The sequence below is a fragment of the Bacillus sp. 11B20 genome (assembly GCF_056098985.1).
Genome location: NZ_JBLZWZ010000007.1, coordinates 485,012 through 502,486, shown reverse-complemented (window position 1 = coordinate 502,486; position 17,475 = coordinate 485,012). Strand labels below are relative to the sequence as shown.

At 40.8% G+C, this 17,475-nt stretch carries 18 protein-coding genes; 8 read left to right on the top strand and 10 right to left on the bottom strand.

Annotation, left to right across the window (positions count from 1 at the left end):
• Positions 1-2 precede the first annotated feature (2 nt).
• Together pdhA and ACN6NB_RS06825 are read right to left on the bottom strand one after the other, a co-directional pair.
• Complete coding sequence (gene pdhA, locus ACN6NB_RS06830; RefSeq protein ID WP_039178223.1) at positions 3-1,118, bottom strand: pyruvate dehydrogenase (acetyl-transferring) E1 component subunit alpha; 1,116 nt, start codon at positions 1,116-1,118, stop codon at positions 3-5.
• 409 nt (positions 1,119-1,527) lie between these two features.
• Entirely contained in the window at positions 1,528-2,196 is a 669-nt protein-coding gene (locus ACN6NB_RS06825) for a YkyA family protein (RefSeq protein WP_144491170.1), read from the bottom strand.
• A 233-nt stretch (positions 2,197-2,429) separates the two neighbouring features.
• On the opposite strand from ACN6NB_RS06825, the gene ACN6NB_RS06820 reads away from it, so the two are divergent.
• Together ACN6NB_RS06820 and def are read left to right on the top strand one after the other, a co-directional pair.
• Positions 2,430-2,609 (top strand): YjcZ family sporulation protein, encoded by a 180-nt coding sequence (locus ACN6NB_RS06820; RefSeq protein ID WP_026050085.1) that lies wholly within the window; start codon positions 2,430-2,432, stop codon positions 2,607-2,609.
• Between the two features lie 111 nt (positions 2,610-2,720).
• Complete coding sequence (def, locus tag ACN6NB_RS06815) at positions 2,721-3,278, top strand: peptide deformylase (RefSeq protein ID WP_024424751.1); 558 nt, start codon at positions 2,721-2,723, stop codon at positions 3,276-3,278.
• 38 nt (positions 3,279-3,316) lie between these two features.
• Here def and ACN6NB_RS06810 read toward each other — a convergent pair whose 3' ends face one another.
• Positions 3,317-4,096 carry a Cof-type HAD-IIB family hydrolase gene (locus ACN6NB_RS06810; RefSeq protein ID WP_059377010.1) on the bottom strand — a complete coding sequence of 260 codons (780 nt, stop codon included), beginning with the start codon at positions 4,094-4,096 and terminating at the stop codon, positions 3,317-3,319.
• A 398-nt stretch (positions 4,097-4,494) separates the two neighbouring features.
• Between ACN6NB_RS06810 and ACN6NB_RS06805 the strand changes: the two genes are divergently transcribed.
• Positions 4,495-4,704 carry a DNA-dependent RNA polymerase subunit epsilon gene (locus tag ACN6NB_RS06805; RefSeq protein ID WP_008345114.1) on the top strand — a complete coding sequence of 70 codons (210 nt, stop codon included), beginning with the start codon at positions 4,495-4,497 and terminating at the stop codon, positions 4,702-4,704.
• Positions 4,705-4,709: 5 nt separating this feature from the next.
• On the top strand, positions 4,710-6,377 hold the full coding sequence (gene rnjA / locus ACN6NB_RS06800; RefSeq protein ID WP_012009818.1) for a ribonuclease J1: 1,668 nt from the start codon (positions 4,710-4,712) through the stop codon (positions 6,375-6,377).
• 92 nt (positions 6,378-6,469) lie between these two features.
• On the opposite strand, the gene ade is transcribed toward rnjA, so the two are convergent.
• The 5 genes from ade to ACN6NB_RS06775 all read right to left on the bottom strand — a co-directional run bounded on the left by ade (position 6,470) and on the right by ACN6NB_RS06775 (position 11,743).
• Positions 6,470-8,200: an adenine deaminase gene (ade, locus tag ACN6NB_RS06795; protein WP_474253280.1), complete on the bottom strand. Its 1,731-nt coding sequence runs from the start codon at positions 8,198-8,200 to the stop codon at positions 6,470-6,472.
• Positions 8,201-8,462: 262 nt separating this feature from the next.
• Complete coding sequence (locus ACN6NB_RS06790) at positions 8,463-9,131, bottom strand: potassium channel family protein (RefSeq protein WP_008345123.1); 669 nt, start codon at positions 9,129-9,131, stop codon at positions 8,463-8,465.
• 37 nt (positions 9,132-9,168) lie between these two features.
• Positions 9,169-10,005 (bottom strand): gamma-glutamylcyclotransferase family protein, encoded by an 837-nt coding sequence (locus tag ACN6NB_RS06785; protein ID WP_474253279.1) that lies wholly within the window; start codon positions 10,003-10,005, stop codon positions 9,169-9,171.
• Between the two features lie 4 nt (positions 10,006-10,009).
• Positions 10,010-11,320, bottom strand: a complete 1,311-nt coding sequence (locus ACN6NB_RS06780; protein WP_285604731.1) for an ATP-binding protein — start codon at positions 11,318-11,320, stop codon at positions 10,010-10,012.
• A gap of 144 nt (positions 11,321-11,464) precedes the next feature.
• Complete coding sequence (locus ACN6NB_RS06775; protein ID WP_017359400.1) at positions 11,465-11,743, bottom strand: AbrB/MazE/SpoVT family DNA-binding domain-containing protein; 279 nt, start codon at positions 11,741-11,743, stop codon at positions 11,465-11,467.
• 276 nt (positions 11,744-12,019) lie between these two features.
• On the opposite strand from ACN6NB_RS06775, the gene mreBH reads away from it, so the two are divergent.
• From mreBH to ACN6NB_RS06760, 3 genes are all read left to right on the top strand, one after another.
• A complete protein-coding gene (gene mreBH, locus ACN6NB_RS06770) occupies positions 12,020-13,027 on the top strand; it encodes a rod-share determining protein MreBH (protein WP_024424745.1) in 1,008 nt (335 codons plus the stop codon).
• A 74-nt stretch (positions 13,028-13,101) separates the two neighbouring features.
• A complete protein-coding gene (locus ACN6NB_RS06765; RefSeq protein WP_003210922.1) occupies positions 13,102-13,233 on the top strand; it encodes a protein YkpC in 132 nt (43 codons plus the stop codon).
• Positions 13,234-13,340: 107 nt separating this feature from the next.
• Positions 13,341-14,573: an aminopeptidase gene (locus ACN6NB_RS06760; RefSeq protein WP_047203700.1), complete on the top strand. Its 1,233-nt coding sequence runs from the start codon at positions 13,341-13,343 to the stop codon at positions 14,571-14,573.
• Between the two features lie 35 nt (positions 14,574-14,608).
• Here ACN6NB_RS06760 and ACN6NB_RS06755 read toward each other — a convergent pair whose 3' ends face one another.
• Positions 14,609-16,228 (bottom strand): ABC-F family ATP-binding cassette domain-containing protein, encoded by a 1,620-nt coding sequence (locus tag ACN6NB_RS06755; RefSeq protein WP_327841968.1) that lies wholly within the window; start codon positions 16,226-16,228, stop codon positions 14,609-14,611.
• 143 nt (positions 16,229-16,371) lie between these two features.
• On the opposite strand from ACN6NB_RS06755, the gene ACN6NB_RS06750 reads away from it, so the two are divergent.
• Positions 16,372-16,647: a hypothetical protein gene (locus ACN6NB_RS06750; RefSeq protein WP_474253278.1), complete on the top strand. Its 276-nt coding sequence runs from the start codon at positions 16,372-16,374 to the stop codon at positions 16,645-16,647.
• Between the two features lie 63 nt (positions 16,648-16,710).
• Here the strand turns inward: ACN6NB_RS06750 and lepB are convergent, their stop codons facing one another.
• Positions 16,711-17,283 carry a signal peptidase I gene (lepB, locus tag ACN6NB_RS06745; RefSeq protein ID WP_029706712.1) on the bottom strand — a complete coding sequence of 191 codons (573 nt, stop codon included), beginning with the start codon at positions 17,281-17,283 and terminating at the stop codon, positions 16,711-16,713.
• Positions 17,284-17,475 lie beyond the last annotated feature (192 nt).

Here is a 17,475-nt window from a genome sequence, read left to right as displayed (position 1 = left end):
GCTTACTTCGACTCCTTCTGTTTGTAAATTTCAAGCTGTTCAACTAAGTTGAATGGTTTCACATCGTACATGTTTTCAATCAAGTCAGTGACTTTTTGCTTAGGCTGTTCGTCAGCTTCTTTGATCGCTTGTTTGATTTGTTCTTTTGCATCTTCGATCACTTTATTCTCTTCTTCTTCAGACCATAGGCCTTTGTTTTCCAAGAATTTGCGGTAGCGTACCAATGGATCTTTTTGCTCCCACTCGTTTTCATCTTCTTTTGTACGATATCTTGTTGGATCGTCACCAGCCATTGTATGTGGGCCGTAACGGAATGTAAGAGTTTCGATTAATGTTGGACCTTCACCATTTACAGCGCGCTCACGAGCTTCAGCAGTTGCTGCATAAACAGCTAATGCATCCATACCGTCAACTTGTACGCCTACGATACCAGCTGCAGCTGCTTTTTGTGCAATTGTTTGTGCAGCAGACTGCTTTTCAACAGGTGTAGAGATCGCATATCTGTTGTTTTGGACAACAAAAATCGCTGGCGCTTTGTAAGCCCCTGCAAAGTTAATACCTTCGTAGAAATCACCTTGTGAAGCTCCACCGTCACCAGTGTAAGTGATTGCAACAGCTTTTTTACCGCGCTTTTTCAAACCAAGAGCTACACCAGCAGCTTGAATGATTTGTGCACCGATAATGATTTGCGGTGAAAGTGCATTCACATCATCAGGCATTTGGTTACCAACAAAGTGTCCGCGAGAGAACAAGAATGCTTTTGTTAGCGGAAGACCATGCCAGATTAATTGTGGTACATCACGATATCCTGGAAGAATGAAATCTTCTTTCTCAAGTGCAAAGTGAGTTGCAAGCTGAGAAGCCTCTTGTCCAGCTGTTGGCGCATAGAAGCCAAGACGTCCTTGACGGTTCAATGAAATTGAACGTTGATCTAATACACGTGTAAACACCATACGGCGCATTAATTCTTTTAATTGGTCATCTGAAAGATCCGGCATTGCCGCTTCGTTTACGACTTCGCCTTTTTCGTTTAAAATTTGAAACGTTTCAAACTGCTTTTTGATGGCATCAAATTGCTTTTTGCTATCAACAATTGCTTTTTTTGTTTTTGCAGCCATTCTAAAGTCACCTCTTCCTTTCTTTTAACAGTCCATTTGTCGTGAATCCATTTATACATACAGATATAGGATAACCCAAAATACTCATATGACTCCTGTATATAATAGCCACTAAGATCGTTGTCGAAACATAGGTTGACCACTCTTTTTTGAGTCCTTCTAACTGTATTAACGATAGTTCACAAAAAACTAATACAACTTCTGTTAACAAGGAATAGTTTACAACAAGAAAAATAGTCCGTCAATTGATTTAACGGCTTTATTTAAATAAATGTATTCGCTTTACTTTTTATGGTGAACTGTATCAATCTGTTTAACAAACAACCTAATCTGTACTAGTATAGAGTGTACTACTGTACTACAATAGAAAATGTTTGTTTTTGTCGAAAAATAAAAAAAGAGCTGTTTTTCAGCTCTTTTTTGACTCTTGTTCTGCTGCTTTATACAAAGCCTTTTTATGATCATTCAATTGATCTGTATATCGATTGAACTTCTTACTTTCTTTTCTGACTTTGCTATATGAACGATTGACGGTCTTCAGCTTAGACTTCAGCTCTTCATATCCTAGATCCTTTTTCTTAAAAGATTGATACAAATGCTGATCTTGTTTCAGCGCCTTTTGATACTCCTTGTATAGCTGATCATATGATGCATATCGTTTCTCGATCGATTTGACTGTTTGATCTGCTTTCTCTTTTAACTCGGCATCTTGCAATCGTGCGGCAGATTCCTTTACCGTATTCAATTCTTTTTTCGATTCATCCATGCTGTCTTTTTCTGTTTTTAAATGTTCTTCTCGTTTCGCTGCCGATGCTAATGCCTGATCAGAAAGGCTTGACACTGTTTTGGTATGGTCCTTTGTTGTTTGAATCATTTTTGTGTACAGCTTCTGTTCTTTTTTCTCATAGCTTTGCAGTGTACCTTGCTCTTTTTCGAAGGAAGCTTCTTTTTCACTCATTTTCGTCATCGCATCCTGCATGTCATTGAATGGATTTTGACCTCCGCATCCTGTCAGCAAAAGGGTACATATCCCCGCCAAAGCAGCACCTGCTTTCATGCTTCTTTTCATCTGTCTCATCACAAGGTCCCCCTTTACATCTCCACATACCACTATAATTTTTATAGGCGTTTGTGACAAGAAAAGAGGTCAGTCAGATAAGACGGAGAAGATTTTTTTCAAGCAATAGGCTCATGACTATACAAATAGTGCATTCATACATAGTTTATATTACACGCTTCGCCTTCACTTATGAAAGGCCGAGTGTATTTCCAAAGGAGGTCAAAAGTATGTCTAATTATAGTCATGGAAGTATGTATGGTGGATACGGCGGTTACGGGTATGGATACGGCGGCGGCTGTTGTTACCCAAGTTATGGCGGTGGATACGGATGCGGATACGGCGGCGGACGTACATTCGCTTTAATCGTTGTGCTTTTCATCCTATTAATCATCGTTGGCGCAGCATTCTTAGGCGGCGGTGGCTGCTGCTAAGGCTGTTTAAGCCTCTGACCGGTCTCAAAGGACCGGTCTTCTTTATTTCATTGCATATGTTGTGTATCATTTTATATACTTTACATACAAAGGAAATAGGAGTGAAGTTTTGTGATTACCATGGATGATATCGTAAGGGACGGACATCCCGTCTTAAGACAAACAGCTGAAGCGGTCGAGCTCCCGCCGACAGAGGAGGAAAAACAGCAATTAGCTGACATGATCGAATTCGTCAAAAACAGTCAGGATGCTGATATTGCTGAAAAATACGGACTAAGACCCGGCGTTGGATTAGCTGCTCCGCAGATCAATATTAGTAAACGGATGATCGCAGTTCATTGTGAGGATGAAGACGGAGAAGAATACAGCTATGCTCTGTTCAACCCGCGTATTGTCAGTCATTCAGTCAAAAGAGCTTATTTAGCTACTGGTGAAGGCTGCTTATCAGTTGATGAAGCCATCCCTGGATTTGTTCCTCGATATCAAAAAATCAGGGTCAAGGCCACAACGCTTGAAGGAGAGGACATTGATATCCGTCTAAAAGGATTCCCTGCTATTGTCTTTCAGCATGAAATTGACCATTTAAATGGCATTATGTTTTATGATCATATTCAAAAGGATCAGCCTTTCGCTGAGCCAGAAAACTCTGTTGCGATCGGCAGATCATAACATAAAAAAGAAGACCCCACATCTAAGGGTCTTCTTTTTTATTCTTCAATAAGGCCAAGATGGGTCACTGCATGGAATATGCCGTCCTCATCTACTGGCTTTGTCACAAAATCAGCCAATGCTTTCAGTTCACTCACAGCATTTCCCATCGCAACGCCTGTTCCAGCAAACGAAATCATTTCTCTATCGTTCAGTCCGTCTCCAAAGGCAATGGTATCCTTTTGATCGTAAGGAAGTCTTTCGATGACTCGTTTGATGCCTTCAGCTTTTGATCCGCCTTTTGGCAGAACATCTGTTGACAGCTCATGCCATCTGACAAGGTCAATCTCATTGTAGAATGCCTTATATTGCTCTTCCTCTTCTGCCTTACAAAATAACAGCATTTGAAAAATGTCGTTTTCTTTAAAGAAAGACAAATCGTGCTCAGGATGCTCTGTTTTTAAAGTACCGATTCCTTCATGGATAAACGGATGGTTCGGCACAGACGCCTTCATCGTTTCTTCTCCCATAAAAACAAGCGGATGATCATGACGATCCGCTGTCTCATAAATCCGCTCCATCAGCTCCTGCTTCAGCGGATTACCGTAAATAACATCTCCCTCATACATGACATACTGACCGTTATAAGCAATGAATGAGTCAAGCCCTAATTCTTCTAAAATGGGCTGAATCAGAAAAGGAGAACGCCCAGATGCAATAAAGAGATGATGACCTTTTTCTTTTAATAAATGAACCGCTCGCTTCGTTGACTCAGGTATATTTTTATCATGGTCATATAAAGTACCGTCGATATCAAAGAAGATGACTTTTTTATTCATATCTCGCCCTCCTGTCCTTTGTTATGTATACACACTCCCTTTCATCATACAGAAAGATTTCCGCTTTCGAAACCAAATCCTTTTGAAAACGCCTATTTTCCCACATATATCCATGTAACATTCATTGGAAACATCATATAATACAAGTATATAGAGAGAGCGGAATACGCTGTTTAAGCTTACTTTAAACCGAAAGGAGGCGGCCTGTGATGCTTCGTCGTCTGCGCAAGAAAATTCGAAGACAATGGAAGGACATGCTTCGTAAAAAATCGATTGCTTAAAGGGATCTTTCGCACATTTGCCGAAGGTCCTTTTTTCTCAGAGACTTTTCTTATGCGCGTTTTTTTAATATAATAGAATAAGCGAGTGTAACATACGGTATTTAAGGAGAGATTTGGATGATATATAAGGTATTTTTTCAGGCAAGTACTACTGAGGTACCTGTAAGAGAACACACAGATTCACTATACGTTGAAGCGGTTTCTGAAAGAGACGTACGCGATAAGTTGAAAAAACATAACTACAACATTGAATTCATTCAGCCTGTAGACGGTGCTTTTTTAGACTATGAACGAGAAAGTGAAAATTTTAAAGTATTGGAGCTATGAGAGGAATGAAATTTGTAAAAAACGATCAGGCGGCAGTTTTTGCGCTCGGCGGTTTAGGCGAGATCGGTAAAAACACGTATGGCGTTCAATTTCAAGATGAAATCATTTTAATTGATGCTGGTATTAAGTTTCCTGAAGATGAGCTTCTTGGAATTGACTACGTCATCCCTGACTATACGTACTTAGTTAAAAACGAAGATAAAATCAAAGGTCTTTTCATCACTCACGGACATGAAGATCACATCGGCGGTATCCCTTACCTTCTCAAGCAAGTGAATATTCCAGTTTACGGCGGCAAACTCGCAATCGGCCTACTTCGTAATAAATTGGAAGAGCATGGTCTCTTGAGACAAACAAAACTTCACATTTTTGAAGAAGAAGATACCATTAAATTTAGAAAAACAGCTGTGTCTTTCTTTAGAACGACACACAGTATTCCAGATTCTTATGGAATTGTCGTCAAGACACCTCCTGGGAACATCGTACATACAGGTGATTTCAAGTTTGACTTTACTCCTGTTGGCGAGCCTGCCAATTTAACCAAAATGGCTGAGATCGGAAAAGAAGGCGTACTTTGTCTTTTATCTGATAGTACAAACAGTGAAATCCCAGAATTTACGATGTCTGAAAGACGTGTAGGTGAAAGCATTGATGACATCTTTAGAAAAGTCGACGGACGTATCATCTTTGCCACGTTTGCTTCAAACATTCACAGACTTCAGCAAGTGATTGAGTCTGCTGTTGCCAACGGCAGAAAAGTCGCTGTATTTGGACGCAGTATGGAGTCTGCTATTGATATTGGACAAGATCTTGGCTATATTAAATGTCCAAAAAACACGTTTATCGAACATAATGAAATCAACCGCCTTCCAGCAAACAAAGTAACCATTCTTTGTACTGGTAGCCAGGGTGAACCGATGGCAGCTCTTTCTCGTATTGCGAACGGTACTCACCGCCAGATTTCGATTAACCCTGGAGACACTGTTGTCTTCTCATCTTCACCAATCCCAGGTAACAATATTAGCGTAAGCCGCACCATTAACCAGCTTTATCGTGCAGGCGCTGAGGTCATTCATGGCTCGCTTAATAATATTCATACATCTGGTCACGGCGGACAAGAAGAACAAAAACTGATGCTCCGTTTAATTAAACCAAAATTCTTTATGCCGATTCACGGTGAATACCGCATGCAAAAAACGCATATCAAGCTTGCGAATGACTGCGGCATCCCTGAGGAAAACTGCTTTATCATGGATAACGGTGAAGTTCTTGCACTGAAAGGTGACGAAGCAAGTGTCGCTGGCAAAATTCCATCAGGCAACGTGTATATCGATGGAAGCGGTATTGGCGATATCGGAAACATCGTTTTAAGAGACCGCCGCATTCTTTCTGAAGAGGGTCTTGTCATTGTAGTCGTCAGCATGGACATGAAAGAATTCAAAATCTCTGCTGGACCTGATTTGATCTCAAGAGGTTTTGTCTACATGAGAGAATCTGGAGACCTTATCAACGATGCACAGGATTTAATTTCAAAGCATCTTGAAAAAGTAATGGAACGTAAGACAACTCAGTGGTCTGAAATCAAGAACGAAATTACTGACACTCTTGCACCTTTCCTTTATGAAAAAACAAGACGCCGTCCAATGATCTTACCGATTATTATGGAAGTGTAATCACAAAAAAGAGACACAAGCCGCTTGGCTGTGTCTCTTTTTTTCACCATTCATTGAAAAAACCGCATATATACATATGCGGTTTCTCTTTTTTATGATTGAATTGGGAGATGCTGAAAGTTTCTGACATCAAACAAACCCTTTGTCGTCATTTTCACATCAGGAATGACTGGGAGTGCCAAGAAGGACAGCGTCAAAAATGGATTAAAGTCTAAATTAAAGCCTGTTTCTTTTAACGCTTCATGGAGCGCATGAAGGCTTTCATTTACAAGATGTGCCGGCTGATCTGAAAGTAAACCAGATATCGGTAATGGCAGCGTATGAAGAGACTCGCCATTTTTGACAACAGTCAAACCGCCGCCTGCTTCTTTTAACACGTCAATGGCTTTTACGATATCAGCATCATTTGTGCCAACCGCAATTAAATTGTGAGAATCATGCGCAACCGTTGTTGCAATTGCGCCCTTTTCTAATCCAAAGCCGCTGACAACCCCTATCCCCATTTCAGATAAGCCTTGATGGCGTTCGACAAGCACCATTTTTAATACATCTCTTTCTGTATCACTAGTGAATTGTCCGTTCGTTTCTGAAGGAGAGACTTGTTCTAATTTTGTTTCTAGCTGATTCGGAATAATGCGGATCACATTCATTTTTTGATGAGCTGTGATAGGCAGTGCCAGATCTTGCTCTTGAACGTCTATAGTATGAACAGATTGTAATAATGCTGGACTCGGTACAATTTTTTCGACACCTGGCTTGTACTCTCCATGCTGCGCCACCAATTCTCCTGCAATAAATACGCTGGTGATGTCGACTTGATGAAGATCAGAGACGAGCATAAAATCAGCATCAAAGCCTGGCGCAATGGCTCCCTTTGTTTTGAGGCCAAAACACTCTGCTGCGTTTAAACTTCCCATTTGAAACGCTAAAAATGGATCCAACCCTTCTTTTATAGACATACGTACTTGTTCGTCAATACTTCCCTCTGCCATTAAATCATCTAAATGTTTATCATCGGTACAAAAGAAAAAACGTCTCGCATTCTTTTCATTCACAGCTGGTAAAACGTTTTTCACGTTTTTGGCAACAGAGCCTTCTCTTAGCATGACATACATGCCTCGTTTTACACGTTCAAGGGCTTCGCTGGCTGTTGTTACCTCATGATCTGTTTGGACACTCGCTGTGCGGTAAACGTTTATTAATCGGTCTGTTAAGCCTGCTAGATGGCCATCAATCAGTTTATGTTCGTTTTGTGCATCAAGCAGCTTTTGAAGCATATCTTCTTCTGCCTGCTCTACACCGACGTAATCCATCACCTCAGCAAGACCAAGAACCTCTTTCTCTTGATACAAAGGCTTTAAATCTTTCGCTTTTAAGACAGCACCTGATCGTTCAAAACTGACTGCCGGTACGCAGGATGGCAGCATGAAATAAATATTTAAGGCAGCTTTTCTCGCTTCTTCCAGCATAAAACGGATGCCTGAGATCCCTGACACATTGGCAATTTCATGCGGGTCTGTTACGACAGTTGTCACACCGTGCGGGACGACAGCTTTGGAGAATTCAGCAGGGGTCACCATAGAGGACTCGATATGAACGTGGCCATCAATAAAACCGGGTACAAGCATTTGATCTGCTGCATCCAGCTCCTGTTCTCCCTCGTACTCTCCAATCCCTACTATTTGTCCATTTTCAACAGCGACATCAGCGTCTATCCATTCCTGGTTAAACACGTCCATAACCTTCGCATGTTTAATCACTAGGGCTGCTCTTTTTCTCTTTGCAGCTACTTCAATTTGATGTCTGAAAAGCTCCTTATCCAACGACACTGCCTCCTCCAAGTAAACAATATAATGTTTCTTATCGTAAACGAATCTGTTTGCCCAGTCAATGACATTTAGAGAAAATCATCCAGATAAAAAGGCTGATTTTTATTTCTGAATAGTGATAATTGCACGAAAAATATGATGATTGACTTTTGCTGTTTATGCAGAACAAAACAGCCCTTTTTTAGTGTCTTCTTCTCTCCTCACTGTCCGTCCTGTGTGTACACAACAATATAAAAAACACCCCGCTCCGGAGTGTTTAATAATCGTTCTGCATTTCTCGTTTTTCAAAGCGTCCAATATCGGCTACTGCCCCGATGACAATCAGAATATCTTCTTTTTGTATCATTTCATCTGCGAGTGGTGAAACAATCACTTCTTTTCCACGCTTTATCGCCACAATATTAATGCCATATCTCGCTCTAATATCGAGATCTAAAAGAGAATGCCCTGCAAGCCTGCTGTTGGCAACGATTTCAATGAGGCTGTACTCATCTGACAGCTCAAGATAATCTAATACATTGTTGGAGATGATTTTATGTGCAATTCGTCTGCCCATGTCTCGCTCTGGATGAACGATGCGATCGGCCCCAATTTTATTTAGTACCTTTTCGTGATAGTCGTTTTGTGCCTTTACTGTGACCATTTTGACGCCAAGCTCTTTCAGCATAATCGTCGTCAAAATACTGGCCTGAATGTTTTCACCAATCGCAACGATGACATGATCAAAATTACGAATACCGAGATTTTTTAAAACCGATTCGTCTGTCGAATCGCCAATGACCGCATGTGAAGCAATTTTCGCGTATTCGTTCACTCGATCTTCATTCATATCCATGGCCATGACTTCAAGTCCTTCTTCGCTCAGCGCTTTGCAAATACTTCCGCCAAAGCGTCCAAGACCAATGACTGCATATTCCTTTTTCATGTTCAGACTCCTTTTATCTCACTTACCATGCATTTTACTACGGTTTGATTAATGAATCCATATGCGAGCGAATTTTTTTACGGAACGCTTCACTTAAGTAGAGGTCTGCTCCTTTTTCAATTTCACTGCGGTAATGACCTGGTGGAGCAATTTCTTCGCTCTTTTGAAGAACAAGAAAGGTTAAACAGTCCTCATATATTTGATCACCTATTTTGACATCGACAAAAGCTGGACGATATGTGCCCTCATATACGCCTTCTCGTTTGTACAAATATCGAATGGCCTCAAAAGGAACCTCATATAAAACGCCCTCTGTTTCTCCGCCGTCTTCTACCATATCGGCTCTTGACCCATCAGGCCTCACCAATGTAAATCTAGTTGTAAAGCCGTTCAGAGCACCACCGCCGATGATTTGTTTAAAATAATGATCGACTTCTGCCAGTTTAAATCTTGCATCATCCATACAAGAGCCATAGGCAAAATAATAGAAGGATGCCGGCCTCTGCTGCCATAGTCTATATTCCTTCCAGCAGCCACTCTCGATTTCCTTCAGCGCTGATGCCTTCTGTTTTGGTAAAGTGTATGTAATAGCCGCCACCAGCCCCCGGTCTGTCATGACATCGACCACCTGCTTGTCATACCCTTCCTCAAGTAAATCTATCTTATTCAGCGTGCTTGCGGTTACCTCGTACAATTCTCCATATACTGTGCTTTTTTCTTCTGGAACGCACGCAGGGTATCCTTGACCTGTATCATAGATTTTGCCGCTGATCCAAGCTGATTTAGCTAATAGTCTGCTTTCTTTCATATATGTCTCGTGGTGTTCTTCATGCTGCAGAAGCGTCCCATATACAAATAAAGCTTTCGCCTTCATGAAATCACGTCCTCTCGCCTTGCTGCTGTCTGCTTTTTTGACACACAGGTAAATAGATATGAAAAGTTGTACCTTTTCCCAGCTCACTGACCACATCCATCCTACCGTGATGATCTTTTAAAATCGTTGCACAGATGGTGAGGCCAAGTCCCGTCCCTTCTGTTTTCGTGGAGAAGAAAGGATCATAGATTTTCTGAATATCCTCTTCAGACATCCCTTTTCCTTCATCTTGAATGGTAATTTTCCATTCGTTCATCACTTTTTCTGTTGATATGTATATGCTGCCGCCTTCAGGCATTGCCTCAATGGCATTTTTGATTAAATTAATGAACAGCTGCTTCATTTGATTAGCGTCTGCTAATATAGCTCCGGCATCCTGCTTTTTAAATGGCTGTTTGAGATCAATATTCGAAAGGACTGCATTGGTTTTTAGCAATGTAATGACCTGCTCTAACAGTCCATGAAGCTGAACTTCTTGAAAATGGACCGACTGCGGCTTTGCCAGCACAAGCAGTTCACTTAAAACAAAATCAATCCGTTTAATTTCGGAAAAGATAATGTCAAAATAATCGGTTCTTTCAGGATATTGAGTTTTCATTAGCTGCAAAAAGCCGTTTACTGAGGTCAGCGGATTTCTGACTTCATGGGCGATTCCAGCGGCGATTTGTCCTGCAACGGCCAGCTTTTGCGCCTGCATTTGCAATTGTTGATTTGACCTTTCAAGCTCAAGCTTTGCCAGCTTTTGTTTTGTAATATCTGCAACTGTTCCTATACCTCCAGTAAACTGGTGCTCTTCATCAAAGTAGAGCTTATAATGAACGTCTCCCCATACTTTCTTTCCCTCTTTATGAAGAAGCTGGAGCTCGATCCGTCCTGAATCTTTATGCTCTTTGATGACAGATGACAAATGCTGAATAACTCTTTCTTCTTGATCAAAGTACTGATTGTACATCGTACCTAGACATTCATCTATGTCATAGCCGGTCATTTGTTTCCATGCTTGATTTAAGAAAATGATTTGCCCTTTTTCATCTGTTTCAAAGACGATTTCCTGCAAGTTATCTGTAATTCGATTCAGCCGCTCTGTCAGTTCGTGTGCTTCTTTTTCTCTCTTATTTAGATCTGACACAAGCAAAGTCAAGCGGTCTATATATCCTGAGACAACCCAGATCCCTGCTAACACAACGACTGTAAAGGCTAAATCGAGCGGCCAATTAATTTGATAGCCGCCTAGATAATAAAAGAAATCCCAGCTTATGATTAAGATAAATGCAAGAACAGATAACACGATCCGCACTTGATATGTTTTGTTCAAATGATTCCACCTGCCGCCCTGAGATTCTTTGTCAATTGTACCATTTTCCACTTATTTTTTGAGGGAGATGGGGCATTTTTAAGGAACTTTTTTAAAGAAAAATAGCCTGTTCTCAGCACAAAGGAAGAGAGCAGGCTATTTCGATTACTGCTGAAGAGCTTCTTGCAGCTCTTTTAACAGCAGTTCTGCGCCTTCAGCGCTTAATGTAATTTGACCATTTCCGTATTCATGGTTCTCTGATGTAATCTCACCAGTCATGAGACAAACGCCCTCTGGCTGATATTTTTTCAAGACGATTTTATCTCCATCTATAAAAAATTCCATACTGTCTTTAATAGCGATATCAAGTGCTCTTCTCAATTCGATTGGCATGACAATACGCCCTAGTTCGTCTACTTTTCTTACGACTCCGATAGATTTCAATTTCGTTCCCTCTTTCTTTCATTAGCTCAAGATCAATCTGTTTTTCACCAATTGATATATCGTAGACGTAAGAGATTCTTAAAAGGTTTCTCCTCTATAAAAATTTTTTTCATAAAAGAAAAAACAAAGGGAAAATTTATTGTGATTGTCAAAATGATACTTGAATTTTACAGATTCATTTCAAGGTGATCACAAACCCCCACAAATGACATCAACCCTCTGAACTTTTAAATGTAAAATTGTTTAAAACAGCAAAAATAGAGATTGGGTGAAAACATGTTTCAAAATGCCGAAATTGGAATTGATTTAGGAACAGCTAACATATTGGTTTATAGTAAAAATAAGGGAATTATTTTAAATGAACCGTCCGTCGTGGCAGTCGATACAGAAACAAAGACTGTACTTGCCGTCGGATCAGAAGCAAAAGAAATGATCGGGAAAACACCTGGGAAAATTGTTGCGATCCGTCCGATGAAAGACGGTGTTATCGCTGATTATGATATGACAACAGATTTACTTAAACAAATCATGAAAAAAGCAGGAAAAAATATCGGGTTTACCTTTAGAAAACCAACTGTCGTTGTATGTACACCTTCTGGATCAACAGCTGTTGAGCGCCGCGCCATCAGCGATGCTGTGAAAAACTGTGGAGCAAAACATGTGCATTTAATTGAAGAACCTGTTGCAGCTGCAATCGGTGCTGATCTTCCGGTAGACGAGCCTGTTGCGAACGTCGTAGTCGATATTGGCGGCGGAACAACAGAAGTTGCGATTATTTCATTTGGCGGTGTTGTCTCTTGTCATTCGATCCGAATTGGCGGCGATCAGCTGGATGAAGATATCATTACGTTTGTCAGAAAGAAATATAACCTATTAATCGGCGAACGGACTGCCGAGCAGGTGAAAATGGAAATTGGGTATGGCCTTATTGAGCATGAGCCTGAATCATTAGAAGTGCGCGGGCGCGACCTTGTGACAGGTCTGCCAAAAACGATCACACTTGTCTCTCATGAAATTCAAGGCGCCATGCGAGAATCACTTCTTCATATTTTAGAAGCGATTCGTGCCACATTAGAGGACAGCCCTCCAGAGCTAAGCGGAGATATTGTAGACCGCGGCGTCATTTTAACTGGCGGAGGCGCTCTTTTAAATGGAATTCAAGAATGGCTTTCTCAAGAGATTGTTGTTCCAGTTCATATTGCAGCTAATCCACTTGAGTCTGTTGCCATTGGAACAGGTCGTTCATTAGAAGTCATCGACAAATTGCAAAAAACTTTAAAATAATCTTCTTGTTCTACTTCTTTTTTCGTCATTTCGATCATATCGTGAGAAATGGATAAACGTGAAGGAGGAAGAACATGTTGCTTGATTTAGGTAAACGGGTCGTTGTCACAGTCATTTTAACGGGTATTATTTTAGGGGGAATGAGCCTGTCGTTTTCACATATGCCGCCTTCTAATGCACAGCCTGTGAAACAACTGAACCGCTAAAAAAGCCGCACGAAAGCGGCTTTTTTATTTTGGCTTTAAGCGTGCTCCCCATTTTCCTTTTCGGTCATAAATCTGATATGATGAACATGACTAAAGGAGGGTTTTTTATGAGTTCATTTGAAAAACAACTAGATCAATATGCTAAGACCATCGTTGAAGTCGGTGTGAATGTACAAAAGGGGCAGGAAGTGGTTGTATCCGCATTTACTGAATCTGCACACCTTGTTCGTCTTGTCGCGAAACACGCATATGAGCGCGGGGCGAAAAACGTACATATCCGCTGGAGTGATGGTGTTCTCACCCGTTTAAAATTTGAACATGCGCCACAGGATGTCTTTGAGCAATTCCCAGAATGGGAAGCACAGATGATGGAGACCATCGCAAAACGCGGCGGTGCTTTTATTACCATCCTGTCAGAAAGCCCTGACCTTCTGCGAGGCATTGATTCGAAAAAAATCGCTGCACAGCAAAAAGCTGCTGGTTCAGCACTACATACATATCGTCAATACGTTCAATCTGACAAAGTCGCTTGGACGGTCGTAGGTGCTGCATCAAAAGAATGGGCGAAAAAGATTTTCCCTGATCATACAGATGAAGAAGCTGTCACTTTATTGTGGGATCAAATCTTTAAAGTCGCACGCGCTGATCAAGCAGATCCTGTTGAGGCTTGGAAAAAGCATGATGCGTCATTAAATGAAAAGGTCAAAATACTCAATGAACGCCACTACCACAAGCTTCATTATGAAGCACCGGGCACAGACCTAACGATTGAACTTCCAGAGCAGCATATTTGGGTAGGTGCTGGCAGCGTAAGTGAACGCGGCGTTTCCTTCATGGCCAACATGCCGACAGAAGAAGTCTTTACCGTACCGAAAAAAGACGGTGTAAATGGGACAGTCTCAAGCACTAAGCCGCTCAGCTATGCCGGAAACATCATTGATGAATTTTCATTAACCTTTGAAAATGGCCGGATTGTGGATGTGAAAGCAAAAGAAGGCGAAGATATTTTAAAATCTCTCGTTGAAACAGATGAAGGCTCTCATTATCTAGGTGAGGTTGCCCTCGTACCAGATGATTCACCAATTTCTAACTCCAATATTCTTTATTACAATACACTTTACGATGAAAATGCATCAAATCACCTTGCGATCGGCAGCGGATATGCGTTTAATATCGAAGGCGGAAAAGAAATGAAACGAGAAGAATTGGATGCAGCGGGTGTGAACAGCAGTATTACACACGTTGATTTCATGATTGGTTCAAAGGAAATGAATATTGACGGGATTACAAAAGACGGGAAACGCGAACCGATCTTCCGAAATGGAAACTGGGCGATTTAATCAAAAAAAGACATCCATAGGATGTCTTTTCTTTGTTATGCGTAAAGCTCTTCAAGTCTTTTTTTTATGTCTTGATCTGATAAGAACTCATCATATGTTGTTTGTTTATCGACGATGCCATTTGGCGTCACTTCGATAATTCGGTTTGCGACTGTTTCAACAAACTGATGGTCATGAGATGAGAAGAGCATTGCTCCTTTAAAGCTCATGAGGCCGTTATTCAGCGCTGTAATGGATTCTAGGTCTAAGTGGTTCGTTGGCTCATCCAGCAGCAAAATATTCGCTCCAGACAGCATCATTTTTGATAACATACAACGAACCTTTTCTCCTCCTGATAAGACACTTGCTTTTTTCTTCACTTCTTCCCCAGAGAAAAGCATACGTCCTAAGAAACCACGCAGGAAGCTTTCACTTTGATCGTTCGGAGAATATTGACGAAGCCAATCAACGAGATCAACATCGTTTCCTTCAAAATATTCACTATTGTCTTTCGGGAAAAAGGCTTGTGACGTTGTGACACCCCATTTAAATGATCCGCTGTCTGGCTCCATTTCACCAGCAAGGATCTTAAATAAAGTGGACACAGCAAGCTCATTACGGCTTAAGAACGCAATTTTATCTTCGCGGTTCATAATAAAGCTGACATTATCAAGTACTTTCACACCGTCAATTGTTTTTGATAGACCTTCTACTTGAAGGACATCATTTCCGATTTCGCGCTCTGGCGCAAAATGAACATACGGATATTTACGTGAAGACGGCTTAATGTCGTCTAAAGAGATTTTATCAAGCAATTTCTTTCTTGATGTCGCTTGCTTCGATTTAGAAGCGTTCGCACTAAACCGGGCAACGAATTCTTGAAGCTGCTTAATTTGTTCTTCTTTTTTCTTATTTGCTTCTTGGCTTAATTTCAGCGCTAACTGGCTGGACTCATACCAAAAATCATAGTTACCGACGTATACTTGGATTTTTCCGAAATCAAGGTCCGCAATATGTGTACATACTTTGTTTAAGAAATGTCGATCATGCGAAACGACGATGACGGTATTTTCAAAGTTAATGAGGAACTCTTCGAGCCACTGGATTGCTTGTAAGTCCAAGTGGTTCGTCGGCTCATCGAGAAGAAGAACGTCAGGCTTGCCGAATAAAGCTTGAGCTAAAAGTACTTTTACCTTTTCAGAACCGCCAAGCTCAGACATTTTCTTCGATTGAAGGCTTTCTGGAATGCCAAGACCCTTTAATAGGATCGCTGCTTCACTTTCCGCTTCCCATCCGTTTAATTCAGCAAACTCACCTTCAAGCTCGGCTGCACGAATCCCGTCTTCATCTGAGAAATCAGGTTTCATATAGATCGCATCTTTCTCCTGCATCACGTCATATAGACGTTTGTGACCCATGATGACGACTTTTAGCACTTCAAACTCTTCGTATTCAAAGTGGTTCTGTTTTAAAATCGCTAAACGCTCACCAGGGCTCATATGAACATCACCCGTTTGAGCCTCAATTTCTCCAGAAAGAATCTTTAGGAACGTTGATTTACCAGCTCCATTGGCACCAATTAATCCGTAGCAGTTGCCAGGAGTGAATTTAATATTTACTTCTTCAAATAGTTTACGATCAGCAAAGCGCAAACTAACATTATTTACTGCAATCATTTATTAATCCTCCATCACTCATTCATCATTATGAAGTATAACATGAATAACGTTTGATAGAAACGTCTCTCGCTAAGAACGAAGGCTTTTTGTCCATTATGGTATAATAAACGGGAATGATTGATTGAAGGAGTTCGGGCGATTTGAGATTACTCACACTGATGGAATACTGTTTATTGATTTTCTTTATGGGCATTTATTTATCTGCAACAGGCTTTAATGCGAAGGACTTTGGCCTTTATATTGGGCTTGTCCTCATTTACACACTGGTCCACATCTTTTCCAAACGCTTTTTACAAAAGCAGGGAAAAGAAAACCAAAAAATCGGATTGTTTCGATCCGTATTAGCCATTACCGGATCTGTGTTCGCTTCGGTACTAGCCATTGTGATCATTGTTACAGTGCTCACGCCAAATTAAAAACGACCCTTCTGTAAGGGTCGCTCGTTCAAGCACCTTTCTCTTGCCTCTGAGAAGGTGCTTTTATTTTGTCTGTCGAATGTCGCCAAACGGGAAGAAAACAAATTCTGATGTCCCGACAACCCGATCCTTTTCAATGAGGCCAAGTCCATTTCTGCTGTCCATGGAATTGAGTCTATTGTCCCCCATCACAAAGTAATCGTTTTTCGGTACTTTCACTGGACCAAAATCTCCAGTTAAATGCACTTCATACTCTTTCGCATGCGCCTTGTTCTCTTTTAAATAAGGCTCATCTACTTTTTTACCATTAATGTAAAGCGTATCATCCTTCATTTCAATCGTATCACCTGGAAGGCCGATCAATCGTTTGACATAATGAATCTTCTGACCATCTTTTCCATTAATAATCACGATGTCACCGCGTTTCACACCACCGAGATAGTTAATGGTTTTGTTGACAAACAGCTTTTCCCCGTCATGAAGTGTCGGTTCCATTGACTCTCCTTCCACCACATACGGTTCAAATATAAATGTACGGATGAGCAAGACGAGCGCAAGTGCAATTAAAATGGCTTTGATCCATTCAAACAGTGAACTTTTCTTCTCTGTTTTGGCTTGCTTCGCATCAGATTGAATGTCATTTTCGTTTTGTTTGTTTTCTTCGTTCAAAATACTGCTTCCTCCTAAGACTTTCTGCTAAAAGACTTGAAACGTGAATTGAATAACTTTACTTTATCATATGTCATTTAAAAATTCACAAGACAACCATCTAATTAGATATTTTTTCCTAATTCACTGATGATTAAACAAAAAGAAGCACCGTTTTTC